A 21,697-nucleotide genomic window follows, 5' to 3' on the forward strand; every position below is an offset into this window, starting at 1 on the left:
GAATAGCAGTCAAAAAAATATAGTTTAGATTTATGAAATTAGAGCATATCGGTATTGCAGTGAAATCTTTAGGGATCTCTGATGATCTTTTTAAAAAACTTTTAGGAAAAGAATCTTACAAGAAAGAGACCGTAGAAAGAGAAGGCGTAGTGACTTCATTTTACGAAACAGGTGAAAGTAAAATTGAACTTTTGGAAGCCAGTAATCCTGAAAGTCCGATCTCTAAATTCATTGATAAAAAAGGAGAAGGTATTCATCATTTGGCATTTGGCGTAGAAAATATACAGAATGAAGTAGAAAGATTAAAAAAAGAAGGATTTCAGTTTATCTCTGAAGAGCCTAAAGAAGGTGCTGATAATAAATTAGTTGTGTTCCTGCACCCGAAATCAACCAATGGAGTCTTGGTAGAACTTTGTCAAGAAAAGCCATAAAAAATTTTGTAGTGAAAGAAATTTTACTATTTTTGCAAACACAAAATTTAACCAAATTTTGAGGTCCTATAGCTCAGTTGGTTAGAGCACCTGACTCATAATCAGGTGGTCCCTGGTTCGAGCCCAGGTGGGACCACAGAACACTTACTGTTACAGTAAGTGTTTTTTATTTCTAATCAATATTTTTTATTCCCTAACTTTACTCTTTCAAAAAATCATTATGTCTATAACAAACGAACAGGAATTAATCGGAATGCAGAAAGTAAGCGAAGCAGTCGCTTTTACTTTGAAAGAAATGATCAATTACGCGCAAGTTGGAATGACGACAAAAGATCTTGACGAATACGGAGCAAAAATTCTTTCAGACTTTGGTGCAAAGTCGGCGCCTGATCTTACGTATGGATTTCCGGGTTGGACTTGCATAAGTGTAGACAACGAATTCTGTCATGGAATTCCTAGCTCAGAGAGAGTTCTGAAAGAAGGTGATTTAATTAATATTGATGTTTCGGCAGAGCTTAATGGATATTGGGCAGATAACGGCGGCTCATTTATCATTGGAAATGACATCAACCAACATAAGAGATTAGTCGATGCATCAAAGGAAATTCTGGAAAAAACCATTAATAATATAAAAGGCGGCGTGAAAATCGCTGATATTGGATTTTTAATGGAAACTGAAGCCCAAAAAAGAGGATTTAAAGTCATTAAAAATCTTGGCGGTCACGGTGTTGGAAGAAGTCTACATGAGGAACCTGATGAATTGATGAATTACAAAAATCGTTACGATAACCGAAGGTTTAAGAAAAATTCTGTTGTCGCGATTGAGACATTTATTTCGACAGATTCAACGATCGCAGTGGAATTGAATGATGGCTGGACGATGGTAGGAAATAAAGGCGGTTATATGGCGCAACATGAGCATACTATTGTAGTTACCGATGGAAAACCAATTATTTTGACGAAAATGAATGAGATTTTAAATTAATAACAATCCATTTCTCATAAATTGACAAACCTTTCATATTATTGAAAGGTTTTTTTGTGAAAAATTTAAAAATCTTTCCAACCTTTCTTTTAATTTATGCATCTTTATGAATGAAAGGTTTTTCCACTTTCAATGAATATATGAAAAGTTTATATCTGAAATTATTGTTGTTTTTTCCTGCTCTGTTTTTTGCGCAGATTCCCGTTGTGGAGACTTCGGATGATAAAGGAAATTATGTTAAAAATAAAGAGGTTATCTTAAAGAAGTTGGTCATAGAAACCAAAATTACGGGCAAGATTTCTACGAATATTGTTACAATGGTTTTCAGAAATAATTCAGCTCGTATAAAAGAGGCAAAACTTACATTTCCGCTTCCAGAAGGAGTAAATGCAAGTGGTTATGCTTTAGATATTAACGGAAAACTGAGGAATGCAGTTCCTGTAGAAAAAGAAAAAGCCAGAGAAGTGTATGAAACGATAAAAAAACAAAATGTAGATCCCGGAATTTTAGAAAAAGTTGAAGGGAATAATTTCCGTACGACAATTTATCCCCTTAATGCAAATGGTGGTGAAAGAACGGTTCAGATCACTTATAATTATGAGCTTAAAAAATCAGGAGAAAGCTATGAATATTTTTTACCGCTAAATTATACCTCAGAAATCCCCGAATTTTCAATTAGAACTTCTGTCTTCCAAAATATAGAAGTTCCTCAACTTGAAGAAAAACCAGATGGCAATTTTAATTTTGTTAAAAAAGGAAATGTTTGGATTGCAGAAGTGAACAAGACAAAATATAGGCCGGGAAACAATTTAAAAATAAATTTCCCTCAAAATAATCTTCCAAATGTTTTAATGCAGAAAGCTTCGGATAATTCATCTTATTTTTTAGTTGATATAAATATTAAACAGAATGAAAGAGAAAAAAAACTGCCTGAAAATGTAGCAATAGTCTGGGATAATTCTTTAAGCGGAAAAAAACGCGATCATGAAAAAGAATTTGCTTTGCTGAAAGAATATTTCAACACGAATAAAAATCTGAAAGTCAAAGTTTACTTTATCAACAATACATTTGATGAAGGTAAAACTTTTAAAATAAATAATGGAAATTGGGAAGAACTGAAAAAATATTTATCTCAGACAATATACGACGGAGGAACCGACTTTGGACAATTGAAAAAAATAAAAGAAGACGAGCTTTTTTTCTTTACCGACGGATTATCGTCTTTCGGAGAATTAAAATTGATTTGGAATAAGCCAACTTACACAATTTCATCTTCTAATAATGTGAATTTTGGTCAGTTGAAATTTATAAGCAATAAAACAGGAGGCGAATTTTTAAATTTAAATGAAAGTAATCCACAAAAAGAAGTCAGAAAACTGCTTTTTCAGCCTCTAAAGTTTTTAGGAGTTGAAAAGAATGATTTTGTTTCTGAAGTATATCCTTCTTTTACCCAAACTGTTTCTGAAGATTTCGTTTTGTCGGGAATTTTACAAGGGAATCAAACATCCGTCAAAGTTAATTTCGGTTACGGAGATGAAATTACCGAAACAAAAACTATTCGTTTAAATTCGAATGAGCAAACTATTAAAGATTGGGATATTTCAAAATTCTGGGCTCAGAAAAAACTAAACGAACTGGAGATTTTTGAAATAAAAAATAAAGATGAAATAAAAAATATAAGCAAGCAGTTCGGATTGGTAAGCAATAATATGAGCTTAATGGTTTTAGAAAATGTTGAGGATTATGTGAAGTATGAGATTGCTCCGCCTCAAGAATTAAGAAATGAATATGATGAAATTGTAAAAAACAAAAGAAATGAAAAAGAGGAATGGACAAAAGATTTGATGAGTGATGCAGAACATATGACTGAAGAGCTTAAAGAATGGTGGAAAAAAGATTTTCAGGCAAAAAAAAGAAAAACTTATCCGAAACCCACTTCTAATGAGCCAATGCAAGTTGAAAGACTGGTAGAAACTGCAGTATATAATCCGGAAAGTATAAAAGTTGAAAATTTATCTTTGCCGGTTGCAGCTCCAGCTACAAAAACTGTAGAATCTTCCCCTAGCTTAGCAAAATCGGACTCGATAACTTCCGACCGCTCAAACGAAATTGAGGAAGTTGTAGTGATGGGTTACAATAGAGTCACTCGTAAAGAATCTGTTACTTCTTCATCTGTTTCAGTAACTTCTGATCGGGTTACCGTTAGAGGTGTGCCTTCTGTCAGTTCAAATACACAATTGCTTTCAGTACAGGGAAGAGTAGAAGGTATCGTTGTTACTCCGAGATATGAAAATGAAAATGCATCAGACATTATCAACTCTGGCAGAATTGAGATAAAAGATGTAGAATCAAATGCCGAATATATGAAGCTTTTTAAAACTGCTGAAAATTCAGAAAAAATTTATCAGGTTTATCTTCAAAACAGAAAAGACTACGAAAATCTTCCACAGTATTATTTTGATGTTTCTGAGTTACTGTTTAAAAATAACGATAAGAAAACTGGCTTAAAAGTTCTAAGTTCAATTGCGGATTTAGATATAGAAAATGAAGAACTGTATAAATTATTGGCTTATAAATTAAAAAAGACAGGAACGTATGATAAAGAATTATTTATCACCAAAAAAGTTTTAGAATGGCGTCCATTTGATCCTCAAAGTTACCGTGATTATGCATTGGCTTTAGAAGATAATAAGCTTTATCAGGAAGCTTTAGATAATCTTTACAAAGTTCTTACACAATCTTATACTGATGAATTAGCCGATCGTGATGACGGAATCGAGGAGGTTGTTGTAATGGAAATCAATCAACTGATAACCAACTACAGAAGTCAATTAGATTTAAAAAATATTAATCCTAAAATTATTACAGATCTTCCTGTAAATATCCGTGTTGTTATCAACTGGAATAAAGACGATACAGATATTGATCTTTGGGTAACAGACCCTAATAAAGAAGTATGTATGTACTCTCATTCTTCGACAGAAGTTGGGGGAAGATTGAGCAATGATTTTACACAGGGTTTCGGACCTGAGCAATTTTTATTGAAAAAAGCAGTTAAAGGAAAGTATAAGATTCAGACCAATTTCTATAGCGAAAATCAAACGGGAATTGCAGGTCCTACTGCAATCATGGCTGAAATTTACATCAATTATGCAACGGGAAAACAAGAAAGAAAAATAGTTGTTTTTCAGAATCAGAAGGAAGATAATGGTAGTGATAAAGAAATTCTTATCGGTGAATTTGAATTTTAAAAGCATCAAAGAATAAAAAAGATTTAAGTTTAACATGAATCTTTTTTTATATGTTCAAAATGAATTATTTTAAATAATACTAAATTATTGGCGCAAACTTTGATGATTTCCAAACTTTAAATTGTCATTTTTTAAATCAAATCACCAAATCTTAGTCAATATGAAATTTAAAGTACATTACATGCTGATTGCATCTGCGATGTTTTTGGCAAACTGTTCTGATGACATCGAGCAACAACCTGTTGAAGAGCCTGGAAATGAGGCAATTTATCCGCCTGTCGAAACCAATCCTGCAAATACAACGTATTCTCCTGCTTTTGCCGGGCAGACAAGGGTAAATGGTGTGAAAACACAGACACCTTACAGCAATACCGTTTTAAGTTCATCATTAACGTCGCCTTGGGGAATCACCGCTTTACCGGACGGAAGATTGCTGATCACTCAAAAAACCGGAACAATGAGAATTGCAACCAGCACAGGAACTTTAAGCAATCCGATAACGGGAATTCCTGCAGTTAATTCTAACGGACAAGGAGGTTTATTAGGACTTTGTATAGACCCGCAATTTTCTACAAACAGAATGATCTACTGGGTTTTCTCTGAAAATGTTGCCGGAGGAACTCAGACTTCAGTAGCAAAGGGAAAACTTTCAACCTCTGAAACATCTATAGAAAATGCGGTCGTTATTTACAGAGCAAATCCGTCTTCTTCTGCAGGAAATTTACATTATGGAGGAAGAATTTTATTTGACTCTACCGGAAATCTTATGGTAAGTGTAGGGGAACGTTCTGATCTTTCTACAAGACCTTTGGCGCAATCGGTTACTGCAGCAATCGGTAAAATTTTAAGGATAACAAAAGATGGAGCTCCGGCTCCGGGAAACCCTACTTTTACTCAGTCAGGAGCTTTGCCTGAATTGTACAGTATCGGTCATAGAAATCCGCAGGGAATTGCCATTCATCCCACAACAGGAGAATTGTGGCAAAGTGAACACGGACCTCGTGGCGGAGACGAAATTAATCGTGTATTGCCTGCAAAGAATTACGGTTGGCCAACGATTACTTACGGAATAGAATATAGCGGTGGAGTTATTGGAAGCGGAATTCAGCAGCAAAGCGGAATGGAGCAGCCTGTATACTATTGGGATCCTGTGATTTCACCAAGCGGAATGACGTTTTACAAAGGAAATAATGTTCCGGAGTGGCAAAATAACCTGTTTATAGGCTCATTAAGCGGAACTCACATCGTAAGATTAGTTATAAAAGATAACAAAGTGATGGGAGAAGAACGTTTGTTGGTAAATGAAGGGCAGCGTTTCAGAGATATCACGCAGGGAACCGATAATGCATTGTATGCGGTAACCGATGCGGGAAGATTATATAAAATTCAAAAACAATAGATTTTTTTTTCGTACTCTTGAAACACCTCCAGAAAATGTTGGTGTTTCTTTTTTTTTAATTTTCATTTAACTGAGTTGGTTCTAGGCAACATCAATTAAAGTTAGACGTCTTAATTTAGAAGTTTATACGTTCAACTTAAACAAATTAGACGTGTGAGTTTATTGCTTTACGCATCTAAATAATTTGGTTTTATAACATGATGAATTAATAATGCTTTAAAACAGAAAAATATACAAAAGAGGTCTGTGATTTTTTACAAAACGAAAATATAGTTTGTATTAAATAACATCTTTCAAATATTTTTAAAGGACGATGTCAAAAGGTTTGCAGAGTTTTTGCGTAACTTTAGTAAAAATATATTTATGCAGATAGAAACACGTACCCTGAAAGTAGATGATTATGACGAGCTGGTAGAAACCATGCGCAGAGCCTATCCTCAAATGTCAGAATACGTCTGGTCAAAAAAAAGCATTGCAAAGCTTAATAAAATTTTTGAAGCCGGACAGATCTGCATCACGGTAGACGGAAAAATTGCAGCTGTTGCGCTGTCTATTATCGTTAATTATGATGAGTTTGGTGATGATCATACGTATAGTGATATCACAGGCAATTACTCTTTCAATACCCATATTTCAACCGGAAATGTTTTATACGGAATCGAAATTTTTGTTGATCCCGAATATCGTGAGTTGAGATTGGGAAGAAGATTATACGATGCCCGAAAAGAACTTTGTGAATTATTAAATCTGAAATCTATTATTTTGGGTGGAAGAATTCCGCATTATCATAAGCACAGTCATGAATTGTCAGCGAGAGAGTACATCAGAAGAGTAAGAGACAAGGAAATATATGATCCGGTACTTTCTTTCCAGCTTTCCAATAATTTTCTGCCGATAAAGGTGCTGAAAAAATATCTTCCCGAAGATGAAGCTTCACGCGAAAATGCTGTATTAATGCAGTGGAATAATATCTATTACAGCAAAAAGCCAAATACAATGCAGGATAGCGTTATTCGTCTGGGATTGGTGCAATGGCAGATGAGGCAATTTAAAGATATTCATGCTTTTTATGAGCAGGTAGAGTTCTTTGTAAATGTAATGGGAGATTATAAATCAGATTTTGTGCTGTTCCCGGAATTATTCAATACCCCTTTGCTCGCTCCGTTCAACAACCTTTCAGAGCGGGACAGTATGATTGAGTTGGCTAAAATCACCGAGGAAATTAAAATGAAAATTTCAGATCTGGCAATCAGTTACAATGTGAATATTATTTCCGGAAGTATGCCGATTTTTGAAAATAACGACTTGTACAACGTAAGTTATCTGCTTCACCGTGACGGTAGAATCGATGAATACAGGAAAATTCATATCACGCCGAATGAAAGAAAATATTACGGAATGAAAGGCGGAAACGAAATTAAAGTTTTTGATACCGACTGCGGAAAAATAGGTTTGGTCATTTGCTATGATGTAGAATTTCCTGAATTACCAAGAATCTTAGCTGATCAGGGAATGAAAATCTTGTTTGTGCCTTATCTTACCGATACTCAGAATGCTTACATGAGAGTTCGTCACTGCGCTGCGGCAAGAGCCATAGAAAACGAATGTTATGTAGCGATTGCGGGCTGTGTAGGAAATTTACCAGGTGTAAATAATATGGATATTCAGTTTGGTCAGGCGGCGGTTTTCACACCTTCAGATTTTGCATTCCCGTCTAATGCGGTGAAAGGTGAGGCGACTCCCAATACTGAAATGACGCTGATTGTAGATGTGGATGTTAATTTACTGAAAGACTTGCACTATAACGGTTCCGTTCAGATTCTGAAAGACAGAAGAACAGATTTATATGAAACGTATTTGAAATAAATTTGATTAAAATATTGAAGCACTTCCATCTTGGAAGTGCTTTTCTTTTAAATATTATTTGACATTTAAGCAGCCAGTCGGGGACTATAATTTTTTTGACAAACCAGACAGTACAGATCTTCTCGCCAAATCCGGTTAATTTTATAATTTAATACCGTATTAATTTCCTGAACGATATTTATATTTTGAGCTACTTCGGATTTTTCTTTACTTGACTTTCTATCTAATGAAGTTTTTTGGTTATTCAAATTTGAATTGTTTTTTTCTTCATCAATATTCACCATCATAATTTCATCAACTTTATTCTGAAGATTCACTGAATCTTGTTTGAGTTTGTTTTCAGGTGTCTGCTCGATGTTTTGAGCAAAAATAAAATGAAAGCTAAACAGCAAAATAAGTGTTAGAAATAATTTCATCGATGATTGTTTGTGAAAACTAATATAAGAAAATTACTTCTACTTATCTCCTGTTTGTGATTTTTAATTTTAATTATGATTTTGTACCATAAACTCCCGTTGCGCACCCATGAAAATAGTTTTCTGATTTTACTTTCAGATTATGTCTGTTAAATATTTCTTTAACGTGATCACAGTTTCCAAAATTCTCAGTGTAGATCCAAAGCATTTTATAATCACTCGGATTTCCTAAAAATAATTTACCCAGAACGGGAATCATTTTGCTTAAATAAAATTGGTAAGGATAATACAAAAATTTGTTTTTCGGTTTTGACACTTCAACAAAACTAAATTTGCCATTGGGTTTAAGAATTCTTGAAATTTCTTTTGCCAAGATTTCCAATTGCTGCTCATTAAATGTTTTTAAACCGTACGCACAGGAAATAATATCAAATGAATTTGTTTCTAAATTATTCTGAAGAATATCTTCGCAAAGCAAGTTCAATTGATTATTAAAAACTTTATTTCCTTTATTTTTTGATTGAGCAATCATTTTCTCAGAAAAATCTAAAGCAGAAAAAGTAGAGTTGGGGAAGTTTTGTTTAAGATAAGCCCAGTTTTCACCTAACCCGGAAAGCAAATCAATAACATTTAAATTTTGCTCAGATTTTCCCAATTTGTTTAAAAATTGTCTTCGCCAGCGAATCGAAAAGCCAAACGAAGTAATGTAGTTCATTCTTTCGTACGAACCAGACATTTGATTGAAGAGTTGTTTTACAAATTTTGGTTCGTAGATGTTATTCATGTTCAAAAAAATTATTTAATATTCTTTAAATTTTCGTCATAAAGCCCCACGAGCAAACTATTTCCTTTGGTATCAACTTTTATGGCGCCGTATTTTGCTTTCTCATATTTTTCAGCTTGTCCCTCCTGAAAAAAGAAAGATTCTGCTCCGATATTGACGTTCCATTGGTCGGGCGAATTATATTCTATTAAGTATTCTCCTTTGTTTAATGGAGTTGTATTTTTCTGAAATCTTACTTTTTCAGCAATACCTTGAGGATTTAATTTTACCACACAATAACCTCTTTTGGGTAATGAATTTACATTGAGGTTTTCTGAAATGCTGTACCGCAAAGTCATGTAATCTCCCTGCATTAAAGAACGGGGGTCTACAGGAGCTAATGACAGCAAAATTAATTTTCCGTCTTTTAAAAGGTTCTCTTTTTTAACAACAGAAAAATTAAAATAAACCAAAAGTATCATGAGATTTAAGACGATAATCAGCCATTTATATTTTTTCATCTGACGATAATTTTTTATGGGTTAAAAAGTACAGACTAAGAAACAAAACACCCGAACAAAACAGGACAATAGATTTGGTAAGAAGTGTGTAATGAAGGTCGTAATAATATTGTGAAACAAAGTAAATAAATGCTACAATGCCGATTACTAAAGAGGTTTTGTAGTTTACCAAAAAGCTCAACAGAATAATTAAAATCGCTCCGGAAATAGCTGGTGCAAAAACCGTAGGCAATAAAATCAAAACCGACAGCGCATAAATTCCATATTTTTGTTCACTCTTTTTAATATTCAGCATTTCAAAGAGATGAGAGATCACGTATAAAATTGCAAGAATAATAACCACAGAGGAAATCCAGAAATATTCATTTGAATATTTGCCAATATCAGCAAATCTGTAATTTCTTCCTAAAAGATATAAACCTGCTAAAAAACAAAAAATCAATGAAATACGCACCGAATCATAAATCTGTGAGAATGCCTTGTTGAAAGTCATTAATTTAGCCTCTTTTAAGTATATGAAAGTGAGAATTGAAGCCAAAAGAGAAATATAAATATGGATTAAATTAAAGCTGTTATTTGACATCATTAAAAATAGAGATCCACCACAGATTATAACAATCGAAATAAATGAAATGAGATAAGACCGGACAATAAATAATGCTGAAACTGCGATTAAAATAAAAATAATACTGACAAGATTTTCGTTCATTTCCATTTGTAATAAACCTCCTCCAACGAGAACAAAACCAATGATGTAAGCCGAAATACTGAGAGTGTCTAGAAGTATATTGTAAGTTACTTTAGTAACGAGTGCTCCAAAAATTATTAAAGGAATTCCGATGACCAATAGTCCGAATTCAGAATCATATAAACCGGCAATAAAAAGAAATCCTATAAAAAGAAAACTCGCCATAATTCCGCCAAAAATAGAAAGAACTTTTATAGTTAGAGATTGATGATTATTGCCTTTTTCATATGCTCTATAAATTGCTTCTTCGTTAAATTTTAAATCTTTGTTTACCAATTCCTGAGCATTTTCCAGGAGTTGTTTTATTTCTTCTTTAGTTCTCATTTTTCCATTTTTTTTGAAGATTAATAATGTTCATTATAACCATTGTAACGCTTCCAATCACGAAAAGACTCACAAAGAGAAACATTCCGCCATCGGTTGAGAAATTTATAAGCAAAGCTGATATAATAGAAATAATACTGAATGGAATTACCGAAAGATAAAATATGTTTTTTGAGTTTAAACCATGCCAAATTCCGATCGCATATGTCGTTAAAATAAGAATCGTAAAAATAATCGAAAGTGATTTATATTCATCAAAAATTACAATCATCATTCCCAAAGTTGCAATAACAGCACATCCTAAAGTTAAAATATGAGTAAACCACATAGGAATTACTGGTACTTTCTTTAGATTTTGCAATAAAAATGTAGAAATAAGGATAATTACATTGATGCAGAAAATGATGGTTACAATTAATAACTCGTCCCAATCTTTGGCAACCTGCTGCGTGTAAAGAATAAAAGTGGTGTTGATTAGAACAATAAAAAGCAGCCACAAAGGAGCAAAATTTGAAATAGCAACCCACAATGCGATGAAAAGTGTCCATGCCAAAAAGAAATCATACGCATTGGCTCCGGTTTGATAAATTTGTCCGAAAACTGCAAATAATACTCCGACTAAGAAGGCTGATCCGGTGAGAATAATATTTCGGGTATTTTGATTGATTTTAGGAAGTAAAGCAATGATTGTTGTTGCAGTAATTAGCACTTCGGTAAGTCCAATCTTTGCAAATTTGTGCAGATCTGCCCAGTTATACGCAAAAAAGAAAATAATTCCTGTGGTAGCAAAACCTACTCCGAGTATAATAAAAAACTGGCGCAAAAATTTCTGCCACATTTCTTTATCATTATACACAGTTTCTTTCAAAAGGCGTCCAACTTCCGGTTCTGTCATGTTGCTGTGACGGCTTATCAATTTGATATCTTCACGTTGTATGTTTTTCATTCAATTGTGTATTTACAAGAATTAATTATGTTTAAGAAATAAAAAACGATTAATTCATTTCAATTGAACTAAACTACGAAAAAAGAACTGTAGTCTAAAGAGTTTTTAAACGAGTTTGATTTTCTTCTTCAAAACGTTCTTCTACATTATTAAGCACTTCACAATCACAAAAACCACCATTTTCCTTTAACCAGTTTTTAACTTCTTCCATATTTTGAATATGTTGGGATTCTAAAAATTGTTTTGTCATTTTTAGACTATCATCACAATCATTTTTCTCAAATTCTTCATCTAAAAAATCAAATAATTTTTGAAAAAGCCCACGGGAAACCGGAAGACTTTTTTCAAATTCAGCTTGCGCTTTTTGTTATAATTCTCTTTGGATTTGTTTGCGTCTTACTTTGTCGGCTTTGTCGGGCATTTTATTGATGTTTTTTATAAGAGTTTTTAACTCAATACTCTAAATTTTCAAAATACATTTGCAGTTCCAAAGCTCTGTTTTTCACGATTTCCTTCTTTTTATTTTCAGCAATATTATACCACATTGTCCCCTCTTTTACTTCAAAATAAAATTTAGTAATGAATTTAGATTCTTTATCACGATAGATAATCCATTCTTTTTGAGAAGCTTTCAGTATTTCGAAAGCGTCTTTTGGAAGTTTAGTTGAAAGAAGATTATAATATTTATTCAGCTCTTTATCCCAAGATTCTCTCGCTATTATAGTGCATTCTCGCATTTCAGCATTTGAAATATCTTGCTTGCCAAAACATTTTGATTCTTCAATATCTATAAAGTTTTCTTGCAGGCTTTTATTCTGAGAAAATAAAGAGTTTGAAAGAAAAACAATAAGTATGATAAGTGTATTTTTCATAATTTTTGAAACTATAGATTCTTAAAAAGATACGGTATTTTCACAATATCAATTACTTTTTCTCCATTGTTATTTTTTCCAACGGTCCATTTTATATTTTGGGTAGATTTTTGCAGCGGCAACTTTCACTTCTTTATTAAAATTTTCATTTTTTCCGAAGGTTGAGATATTGAGCACATTTCCCTGTTGGTCTATTTTTAAAATAATTTCAGTATTTAAATTTGCTCCTTGATTTTTCAAATTTTCCTTATTGATATTTTGATCTATTTTTTTTCAGAAATGCCTTATTTCCATCTGGGAAATGTGCAGGAAAAGTGTGGAATAGATTAATCCTGCGGTTGTTTTGATTGGTATCGGTCTGCGATTTTTGTTTCGTGTTTTTGAGAAAAAACCATAGTAATAGAAAGAATACTGAGTATGCAAAATATTTTTTTCATACTCTGATTTAATCATTAATTGTTTTCTACTTTATTTTTAATTTCTGCAATTTCAGGATATTTTACAGAATAAATTATATCGTATTTGTCTCCTTTCTTGAAATTGTCATTATAATTATAAATTCCTTTTTTATAAATACCGTTTCTGGTTTTATATTGAAATATTGCCCAAACTTTCCATCCTCCTCTTGTGTACCTGCTTTCCAGATTTATCACTTCTGCAATTGATTTTTCAATTGGTTCATTATTTAAAATATTTTGAATTCTTCTATCAGTTAAATTTCCTGTAATAATCATTGAACAAAACATCCCAATAACTGCAAAACCTATTATTGCAGTGTTCTTAATCGTTTTTTTTATCCACAACATTTTATTCGAACTGAAATTTGGTTTTTTAAAACTGTAATATTTCCCCAATAATGAGAACGTAATAATTAGCCAACTACAGAAAAAAAATAAATAACTTATTATTTCCAAAAAACCGTTGTCTTTATAACCAAAAAAGAAAATTACTGAAAATCCTACTAAGATTAAGAGTATTCCATAAAGTAAAGCTTTATTTTTCAAATTAAATATTTTTCGTTTACTTTTAATAAAGGATGAAAATCAAAAAAAGTTTTAAAATTTACCCCAAAACAATTCTCCCCTCGACTTCCTTCAGCAATCCTTTTCCGATCAATTCCTCTACAGAAAAATTCACTACAGAATCAATCTGAGAACCCACTTTCGCAAACCCAAAAATTTTACAAACCGCACGAACCAATTCGTCCTTATTTAAACTCAAACTCGAATGCATCAATTCCATAATAGCAACCGAAATTTCTTCAGGTGCAATCTCGTCAATCAGTCTTTTTTCTATTGAATTGTCTCGATAAACAGCAAGATTTTGAGGCTGTAGATTTTCGCTCCAGTAAAATTTCTGATAATTTTCTGTGGATTGTAAATTCGGGATAGAATTTAAAGTTTCCAAAAGATAATTATTCATTTTTCCACCTGCTCTTGAAGTGTTCCAAAGCTTGAGAATCTTCCTGAATAAAGCATTCTGGCTAATCGGTGATTCTGTATCAATAATTGTTTTGATTTGACTGAGAAGAACCTGTTTGTTTTCAAAAAGATAAATAGATTCTGAGTTTGCATTAATTTCTGGAATCAATTCTGCTGCAACATAAGAAATCATTTTTGAAGGTTTTTCAGTTTCCGAAACTTCACTCAGATAGACTTTCTCAGAAGTTTTTAGTTCAATTATTTCTTCTTGTTTCTCTTTTACCTCAGTCTTTATTTTTTCAATTTCAGCCTGAATTTTCTCAACGATTTTTTCTTTGTTTTTAATCCAGTCCAAAGTCCAGATTCTGAAAACATTCCAACCTAAACCTTTCAAAACATTAGGAACGAGCAATTCTCGGTCATTGGTTGTATTGATGTTAAAATAATTTTCACTGTCCAGCAAAATTGCCATTAAATATTCACTTTCATTTTCAGGATTGATCACCCCGATGTCAACTTTATATTCCGAAGTTCCGATGTTGGTTTTGATTTTCAGGCCGCTTTCCTCCAAATGTTTCGCAATCGAATTCACCATCAGTTTCTGCTGATTTATATTGGAATTTGAATTGTGATAAACCAAGCCTTTTTCAGAAAAATTCAGGAAGTTTTTCAATCCTAAAACACCTTCCGAACTCGTTCTGTTCATATCGATCTGGTCGCCTTTTAATGAAGAAAACACTTTCATTTCGTAGCGTGCTCTTGTTACGGCAACATTCAGTCGTCTCCAACCTCCGTCGCGGTTGAGCGGACCGAAATTCATCGAAACTTTTCCGTCTTCATCAGGTCCGTAACCAATCGAGAACAGAATAATATCACGTTCATCACCTTGTACATTTTCAAGATTTTTAATGAAAATTGGTTCTTCAGAATTAATGGTAAACTCTTCCAAATTCGGATTTTCCTGAAATAATTTCTGCAGTAAATCTTCAATCAGACTTTGCTGAGTCTGGCTGAAAGTCACCACACCAATCGATTTTTTGTTTTTCCTTTCAAGATGATCTTTAATGTATTGAATTATTGCTTCCGCTTCATTTTTATTGGTTCTCGTTTTTCCTTTATCGTAAAATCCGTCAACAAATTCAAACGTTACTTTCCGGTTCAGATCATCCGGAGATGGGAACGTGAGCAGTTTATTATCGTAAAAATGAGCGTTGGAGAAAGAAATCAAACTTTCATGCTTGCTTCGGTAATGTCTCAATAAATAATTTGAAGGAATCGAAAGCGCCAGACAATCATCCAAAATACTTTCCAGATCTTCGAGCTCAAAATTTTCTTCATCCACTTTTTGAGACGCAAAAAAACTGGTCGGTGGCATCTGTTTCGGGTCGCCTACAATGATTGCCTGTTTTGCCCTCGCCAAAGCACTTACCGCTTCAGAAGTCGGCAACTGCGAAGCTTCATCGAAAATAACCAAGTCAAAATGCTCTTCATTTACATCAAAGTATTGCGCCACCGAAATCGGACTCATCAACATACACGGTTTCAGCCTCGGAATTAAAGTAGGAATTTGGTCAAATAGTTTTCTGATGGATAAACCTCGACCTTTGTTTCTGATGGCTTTCTGCAAAATTCCAATTTCTGAGCTTTGAACGGCTTCATGAGAAAAATTAGGAATTCTATCGCTCAGTTTCATCGTTAACTGATTTTTGGTCAGTTCTGTAAATTCTTTGTGAAGATTTTTATACTGCTGAATCTGAGATTCATAAATATTGGCATCAAAACCGTTCAAAGTTCCCGAACTGTAAATGGTTTTAATGAATAAATTCAGATGAATGATTTTTTCAAATTCGAGCTCAAGAGATTCTGTATCGAGCCAGCCTTTTTCAAGGAAATCGATGAACCAGTTTAGATTTAAATCTTGTGCTTTTTCTTTTAAACTGTTGAAATTAATCCAGTCTTCCAACTGATGAATATTCTGAACAATTGTCTGTAAATCAGCATCATTAGGAACTTCATGCACAAATTCTAAAAGCTGAGTTTCTGCATTGTCAAAATCTTTCAACGTTTCAACGACTTCAGAAATATTCTGATTGTTATTTTGTTTTGATGAAAAATATTTTAGCCATTCCGGAAAATTCGGAATGGAAATTTTTTGAGCTAAATCCTTCGTACTTTCAATGGTTTTTAAATCTTTTTCAATCGCAGAAATATCAAACGAACTTCCGTTAAAATAAAGATTCGTCACCGATGAAAGTGCATTGTAATGAAGATTGTTTAATTGATTTTTAAGCTGCTGATAATTTTCAAGCTTGTCAAAAAGTCCATCGATTTGCACATCAGATTCTATTCCTGATTTTGCGTAACCGTTTAGTTGCTGTTTTACTTTCCTTTGTTTAAACCATTTCGGAATAAACCACGTATGTTTTGCCTGATTCCACAACAGTTTTAATGAAGCAAAATCGATATTTAAGATGGAAGAATTAAAATTGGAAGTGATTTGATTTTCAGTTTGTTGAAACTGCGTTTGCTGAGTCATCCAGTTTTTGAATAAATTCAGCTGACCTTCATTGAAAACAATGTCAACCAAACCGGATTTCACCGGATTGTTTTTTAAATATTCAAGAATTTCTATGCTGTCAGAATTGGAAACTTCATCCAATTGAAACTGGCTTTTTACCTGTTCAGCCGAATTTTTCTTTTCATTATATTGAGAAATTGCGGAAAGAATAAGATTTTTATTTTCAAACTGATGACTTGAAGTTTTTATCGGACGTAAAGCATGAAGTGATGGTTGCCCGACTTTCCGCACAATCGACGCAAACGGAATCAACCAGTCTTTCCACTGATTCCAGTTAAAAACATCAGCGCTTTCCAAAGGGAAATTGATGTGAAAACGCTCATCTGCATTTACATAATTGGTTTCCAAGAAGGCAATCGTATCAAATAAACTCCAGCCAATCGGGAATTTTTTGTGCAGTTCATTTACATATTTCCCAAGTTCTTTTCTGCGTTCGTCGAGGCGTTTTGCTTCTTCGTGATAATCGGCATTGATTTTATATTTTGGAACTTCAAGCGTTCTTTCAAACTGTTTCAGAACATCCGATTTTTTAGATTTATTGGAATGCAATTCGAGGCAGAATGCACCCAAGCCAATATTTTCCAATCGGTGATGAACCACATCTAAAGCGGCTTTTTTCGCAGCTACAAAGAGTACTTTTTTATCATTCGATAAAGCGTCGGCAATTATGTTAGTAATCGTCTGTGATTTTCCGGTTCCGGGAGGTCCGTGAAGAATAAAACTTTTATTGAGATTGGCATTCTTTACCGCATTCAACTGAGAATTGTCGGTCGAAATAGGCAAAACCAATTCAGAAGCGGAGATATTTTCTAAACTTTGAGCATCATTTTCCACGCTTTCCAAAGTTTCTGTCAATCGTCCGTCGATCAAACTTTTTACAATCGAACTTTTCTGAATTTCTTCCGAATATTTTGAAATATCTTGCCAGAGAATCAATTTATTAAAGGAAAAAATTCCCAAAACCAATTGTTCCAAAACATCCCAACCTTCAAGATTGAGAACCGCATTTCTGATAATCGCCAAAACTTTCGGCACATCAACTCCCGATTCATCCATCGGAAGATTTTCGAGGCTGTTGATGTTGAGCTTGAATTCCTGTTTTAAATATTCAAGCAACGTAATGTTGATCATCGTTTCTTCTTCACGGCTTCGAAGTGTGAATTTAGAATTCACAGATTTTCTCGAAAGTTCAACAGGAACTAATAAAATCGGAGCCAGTCTTGGAACGTCTTTATTTTTTGGTTCAAACCATTTTAATAATCCAATTCCCAAATACAATGTACTTTTCCCGTTTTCTTCTTCTGCGAGTTTTGCACTTCTGTAAAGGTTGGTGAGGATATTATCGAGATCATCCTGATGATAATATGTTAAAAGTCGGTTGTATTTAAACTCATCATCCGCAAATTTAAAAAGCGGTTGCGACTGATGTAAAGGCTCGCCGTACAGATTATATTTTCTAAGAACCGCCTGATTGTTGTCTGGATGAATCGTGAATGATTTTCCGTCGGCTAAACTATCTTCAAGTACATTTATTTTGGTGTCAATCAGCTGTAGCATACTTTTGGTAAATCGCAGATTTAGAAGATTATTTCTGAGCGAAAGATCGAGCAGTTTTCTTTCCCAAACTTTTTGCTTGGTCAAATTTGAAAAGTCTGTCAGTTCAAGATCATCATATTGAGTTCCCAAATCAAAATCCTGATCGAGTTCTGTTGAATTTTTATTGGAATCGAAATCGAGACTTTTAATCGTTTCATTTTTTAAAAGTGGGAGTGGAGAAATTCCCGCTGACCTTGCATTTTTGATGTCTAATGAAAGCAAAAATCTTGATGAATCCATCAACTGAGTTTCCGCAGAATTCATCGCATCTTTGAATGAAACTTGGGTTCCTCTGCACAAACTGGTCGATTCGATTAAAGCAATTTCTTTAATTCCTGAAGCAATTCTTTTAGAAATTGCAGCTTGATCAAAAGTAATTATTCCATCGAAACGCTGATCATCCAACCAAACTCCAACAAAAGCGTGACCGTCTGTTACAACGATAATCGGATTCAAATCAATTGCTTCAAGACACGCTGCGAAAAGCAAAGAAATATCGATGCAGTTCCCGAATTTTGTTTCCAAAACCGTGTCCACAAGCCTGATTCTTTGTCCGTTCTTCTCAAAACTTGGAGGCATTGCGCTGTAAATCAATTCCAGATTCTGAATAGATTTATAAATTGCCGAAACCATCTGTAAAACCCTTTCTTTGCTTTTCTGTTGATAACCTTCAAAAGATGGAGTAAGTTTATTTCTCGCTAAAATATCAATCGCATCAGCTTTCAGTTTATATAAAAGATTATTATTTGAAAGAACATACGAAGCCAAAAGTTGCGGATACGATTGCAATCCACCAAAATAATCCATCGGCAGAACTTCAATATTGAAACCCTTCTCATAAATAGATTCTCCGTCTTTAAAAACCTGAATTTTGATTTGATCTAAATCTTTTTCAGTCAGTCTTTTCAATAAATCATTATTAAAAATAAAGTTGAAAAGAGATATTTTATACAGTGAATTCTGCCTGATTTTATCAATATATACATCATATTTTTCAAATAAACCCAAAGATGAGGTGATCTGAAGGTTTAAGTTTTCAAAATCTTCACTCACTTCTCTGAAGGAAATGCTTTGAAGAAAAGAATATTGGTTTAAACAAAAAGTATAATTGAAATAAGGGCTGTGCTGTATCTGTAAATCAAACGGAATAATCTGCTCCATAAATGTTTTTTGTGATTGTCATTCTCTTTTTCGAGAGACAATGCAATTTAGAAATAAAACAGATATGTACAAAACAGTTGTGCTTATGGAAATAGATTTTTAAGATGAAATTAAAGAGAAGATTAATTTTAATCTTCTCTTTTCTGTAAAATTCTTCCCTGTGCATCAAAAACTACTTTCCATTCTTGAGAAAGATTTTTCAGTTCGACATTGTAAATCACTTTTCTACCTTCGGTAATTTTCTTTGCATCATCGATTCTGTAACCAGAAAAAGATTTGTTGATGGAAGTTACAACCGATTTTGGAAGATTATTTTTTGAAATTTCTTCTTCATGTCTTACAAATTTTCCGTCTCTGGAATACAGAACTTTATGATCATCACCTAATAATCCTGTTTCAAATTCTACTTCATAAAGATTTCCTTTAATTTCCCAGTCGATATCGGCTGCTTTTGGAAAACTTTTTTGGAAATTGTTTAGAATAACCGAAGGAACTTCATTTTGATGAATATCCTGTGCTGAAATGTTGGTTAAACTTAAACCTAAAATGCTGATTGCTACTATTAAATTTTTCATAACGTAAATTTTATAATGCTAATTTCCGACATGATTCTGGAAACAATTGGGAATGATGTTTTTTTAACCATTAAATCAATTTAAGTTTTAAGATCGTTTAAGTGAAATAAATTTCTTAAGCTTCAACAGTAAAATATGTGAAGGTTTAAAAAATTTAAAGGATATAATTATTTTTAAACTGATATCTAAATAATTTGCCACAAAATTAAATTCAGAGAAGAAATGAATATCTTTGAACAGATTGTTTTAAATAATTAAAAAAATGAAAAGATTATCCCAATTCACGATTATCATAATGATCATGTTATTCCAGCAAAAGATATACGCTCAGAAAACAGCTGCAGCAAATGAATCTTCTCAATATACGATTGAAAACTGCGTGAACGAATTTGATTTAACTAAAGCGACGAAAACAAAATCCGGTTATCAGTATTGGTTTGCCGATAAGAAATTCACTGAAGAAAACACGTTGAAGATGAGCATTGTAGAGCCTGGAAAATCTACGCATGCGCCACATCATCATCCTGAAGAAGAATTTTTTTATATTTTGGAAGGAAAAGCTTCTTTTTATCTTGATGGTAAAACTGTGGAAGTCGGAGCAAATACCAGTTTGTACTGTCCTCCAAATTCAGAGCATGGAATTAGCAATGCGGGAGATAAAGATTTGAAATATCTTGTGATTAAAAAGGATTTGCGGTAGGTTTTTTCTAAAGTCATTTTTTAAACCATTAAGATTATTAAGTTGTTAAGTTGAGTTAAGAGAAATGAATTTCTTAAGGTAGATCTAAAATTTGCTTAAAAACTTTAATAATTCTTTATAGTTACATCTAATTTAATATCTAAATTTTCTCTCGGAGATTAACAGACTTAAAATAAAAAATCTGTTTAATGTGCACAATTTGCGAGACCTGAAAATTTTATCTGAGATAAAATCCTTGCGCCGTATAGTTTGAGAGGCTTAAAACAAATTGCGTCTTTGCGAATAACAAACAAAAAATCCAATCAAAATCAAGGTTCATATACTAATCTAAAAAACGAAGACACATTTTCTTTGTCGTGCGAAACAGGAATTCCCGTTACGATTCCCACAGCAAAATGTGAATCGAGTTTTATTTTTACTTGCGGACGAAGCGTGACCGACATTTTTCCATGACTTATTTCTTTGTTGACTTCCACGCCTATAAAATGACCGGAATTGGGTAAAGAATACATCACGGAAGTATTGATTTGCCAATCAACTGGAGTCGTGTTTTCTCCCAATTCATGCTGAATCATCGGATACGTGTAAACTAAAGTATGAATATTCGAACCCCATTTTTTCGCAGCCACAAAAAACGGACTGTACACCAAACCTGTAATAAATTTTCCTTTGCCGTAATTTTTAAAATCTGTAAATTCTATAACTTGAGTATAGCCTAAAGCCATCGAAGTCTGAGATTTTTCTGAAACAAAAAAAGTGTACTGCGCAGAAAGCCTGATTCCATCTAATCGGTTTCCGGGAATTTGTTCTTTGGTAGAATTATTTTTCTGACTGAAAAAAGAAAAATCGGTTTCCACTTCGAGACCTAATCGGTTAATCGGTGCAAATTCATACTCGGCTAAATATCCGCTTTCTCTATAATTTTTTCCACTTGAAAAATCGGCACCCAAATTAAATTCCTTTTCACCTTTTCTTGCTCCGAGATCTCTTACCAAATCCTGAAAAATAGGCTCTGCGTGAGAAACTTTTACGGGTTTAGACTTGGTTTGTGCAAATGCTAAGAAGCCTCCTAAAATGCTTAAAATTCCTGCTAGTAAAATTTGTTTGGTTGTTTTCATAGTACAAATCAACAGCACGAATCGGG

General features: G+C 33.2%; 18 protein-coding genes and 1 tRNA gene. 7 read left to right on the top strand and 12 right to left on the bottom strand.

Features of this window, described 5'->3' with window-relative positions; translation table 11 throughout:
• Positions 1–32 precede the first annotated feature (32 nt).
• From mce to EG358_RS04500, 6 genes are all read left to right on the top strand, one after another.
• Positions 33–431: a methylmalonyl-CoA epimerase gene (mce, locus tag EG358_RS04475; RefSeq protein ID WP_076557824.1), complete on the top strand. Its 399-nt coding sequence runs from the start codon at positions 33–35 to the stop codon at positions 429–431.
• Between the two features lie 62 nt (positions 432–493).
• Positions 494–567: transfer RNA gene (locus EG358_RS04480), tRNA-Ile, on the top strand.
• Positions 568–651: 84 nt separating this feature from the next.
• Entirely contained in the window at positions 652–1,416 is a 765-nt protein-coding gene (gene map / locus EG358_RS04485) for a type I methionyl aminopeptidase (RefSeq protein WP_076557826.1), read from the top strand.
• Between the two features lie 140 nt (positions 1,417–1,556).
• A complete protein-coding gene (locus EG358_RS04490) occupies positions 1,557–4,667 on the top strand; it encodes a VIT domain-containing protein (RefSeq protein ID WP_159436351.1) in 3,111 nt (1,036 codons plus the stop codon).
• A gap of 160 nt (positions 4,668–4,827) precedes the next feature.
• Entirely contained in the window at positions 4,828–6,066 is a 1,239-nt protein-coding gene (locus EG358_RS04495; protein WP_076557830.1) for a PQQ-dependent sugar dehydrogenase, read from the top strand.
• A 363-nt stretch (positions 6,067–6,429) separates the two neighbouring features.
• A complete protein-coding gene (locus EG358_RS04500) occupies positions 6,430–7,932 on the top strand; it encodes a carbon-nitrogen hydrolase family protein (RefSeq protein WP_076557832.1) in 1,503 nt (500 codons plus the stop codon).
• Positions 7,933–7,997: 65 nt separating this feature from the next.
• Here EG358_RS04500 and EG358_RS04505 read toward each other — a convergent pair whose 3' ends face one another.
• From EG358_RS04505 to EG358_RS04550, 11 genes are all read right to left on the bottom strand, one after another.
• Positions 7,998–8,348 (bottom strand): hypothetical protein, encoded by a 351-nt coding sequence (locus EG358_RS04505; RefSeq protein WP_076557834.1) that lies wholly within the window; start codon positions 8,346–8,348, stop codon positions 7,998–8,000.
• Positions 8,349–8,421: 73 nt separating this feature from the next.
• Positions 8,422–9,132, bottom strand: coding sequence for a class I SAM-dependent methyltransferase (locus EG358_RS04510; RefSeq protein ID WP_076557835.1), 711 nt, complete (start codon positions 9,130–9,132; stop codon positions 8,422–8,424).
• A gap of 11 nt (positions 9,133–9,143) precedes the next feature.
• Positions 9,144–9,632, bottom strand: a complete 489-nt coding sequence (locus tag EG358_RS04515) for a GDYXXLXY domain-containing protein (RefSeq protein WP_076557836.1) — start codon at positions 9,630–9,632, stop codon at positions 9,144–9,146.
• Positions 9,619–10,704, bottom strand: coding sequence for a DUF4401 domain-containing protein (locus EG358_RS04520; protein ID WP_076557838.1), 1,086 nt, complete (start codon positions 10,702–10,704; stop codon positions 9,619–9,621). Before EG358_RS04520 ends, EG358_RS04515 begins: the two co-directional genes overlap by 14 nt.
• Positions 10,694–11,650, bottom strand: a complete 957-nt coding sequence (locus tag EG358_RS04525) for a DUF2157 domain-containing protein (RefSeq protein ID WP_083676972.1) — start codon at positions 11,648–11,650, stop codon at positions 10,694–10,696. Before EG358_RS04525 ends, EG358_RS04520 begins: the two co-directional genes overlap by 11 nt.
• 94 nt (positions 11,651–11,744) lie before the next feature.
• The gene (locus EG358_RS04530) at positions 11,745–11,900 is read right to left on the bottom strand and encodes a DUF2695 domain-containing protein (RefSeq protein WP_262696872.1); all 156 of its coding nucleotides are present in this window, start codon (positions 11,898–11,900) and stop codon (positions 11,745–11,747) included.
• A gap of 202 nt (positions 11,901–12,102) precedes the next feature.
• On the bottom strand, positions 12,103–12,522 hold the full coding sequence (locus EG358_RS04535; RefSeq protein WP_076557842.1) for a lysozyme inhibitor LprI family protein: 420 nt from the start codon (positions 12,520–12,522) through the stop codon (positions 12,103–12,105).
• Positions 12,523–12,591: 69 nt separating this feature from the next.
• Positions 12,592–12,762: a hypothetical protein gene (locus tag EG358_RS19580; protein ID WP_159436352.1), complete on the bottom strand. Its 171-nt coding sequence runs from the start codon at positions 12,760–12,762 to the stop codon at positions 12,592–12,594.
• Between the two features lie 212 nt (positions 12,763–12,974).
• Positions 12,975–13,328 (bottom strand): hypothetical protein, encoded by a 354-nt coding sequence (locus EG358_RS04540; protein ID WP_123890011.1) that lies wholly within the window; start codon positions 13,326–13,328, stop codon positions 12,975–12,977.
• 256 nt (positions 13,329–13,584) lie between these two features.
• Entirely contained in the window at positions 13,585–19,278 is a 5,694-nt protein-coding gene (locus tag EG358_RS04545; RefSeq protein WP_076557846.1) for a DUF3320 domain-containing protein, read from the bottom strand.
• A 128-nt stretch (positions 19,279–19,406) separates the two neighbouring features.
• Entirely contained in the window at positions 19,407–19,853 is a 447-nt protein-coding gene (locus tag EG358_RS04550; protein WP_076557848.1) for a PepSY-like domain-containing protein, read from the bottom strand.
• Positions 19,854–20,115: 262 nt separating this feature from the next.
• On the opposite strand from EG358_RS04550, the gene EG358_RS04555 reads away from it, so the two are divergent.
• Positions 20,116–20,553, top strand: coding sequence for a cupin domain-containing protein (locus EG358_RS04555; RefSeq protein WP_076557850.1), 438 nt, complete (start codon positions 20,116–20,118; stop codon positions 20,551–20,553).
• Between the two features lie 308 nt (positions 20,554–20,861).
• Here EG358_RS04555 and EG358_RS04560 read toward each other — a convergent pair whose 3' ends face one another.
• A complete protein-coding gene (locus tag EG358_RS04560; protein WP_076557852.1) occupies positions 20,862–21,671 on the bottom strand; it encodes an HAEPLYID family protein in 810 nt (269 codons plus the stop codon).
• Positions 21,672–21,697: the final 26 nt, after the last annotated feature.

Source organism: Chryseobacterium indoltheticum (assembly GCF_003815915.1).
GTDB classification, from domain to species: Bacteria; Bacteroidota; Bacteroidia; order Flavobacteriales; family Weeksellaceae; genus Chryseobacterium; species Chryseobacterium indoltheticum.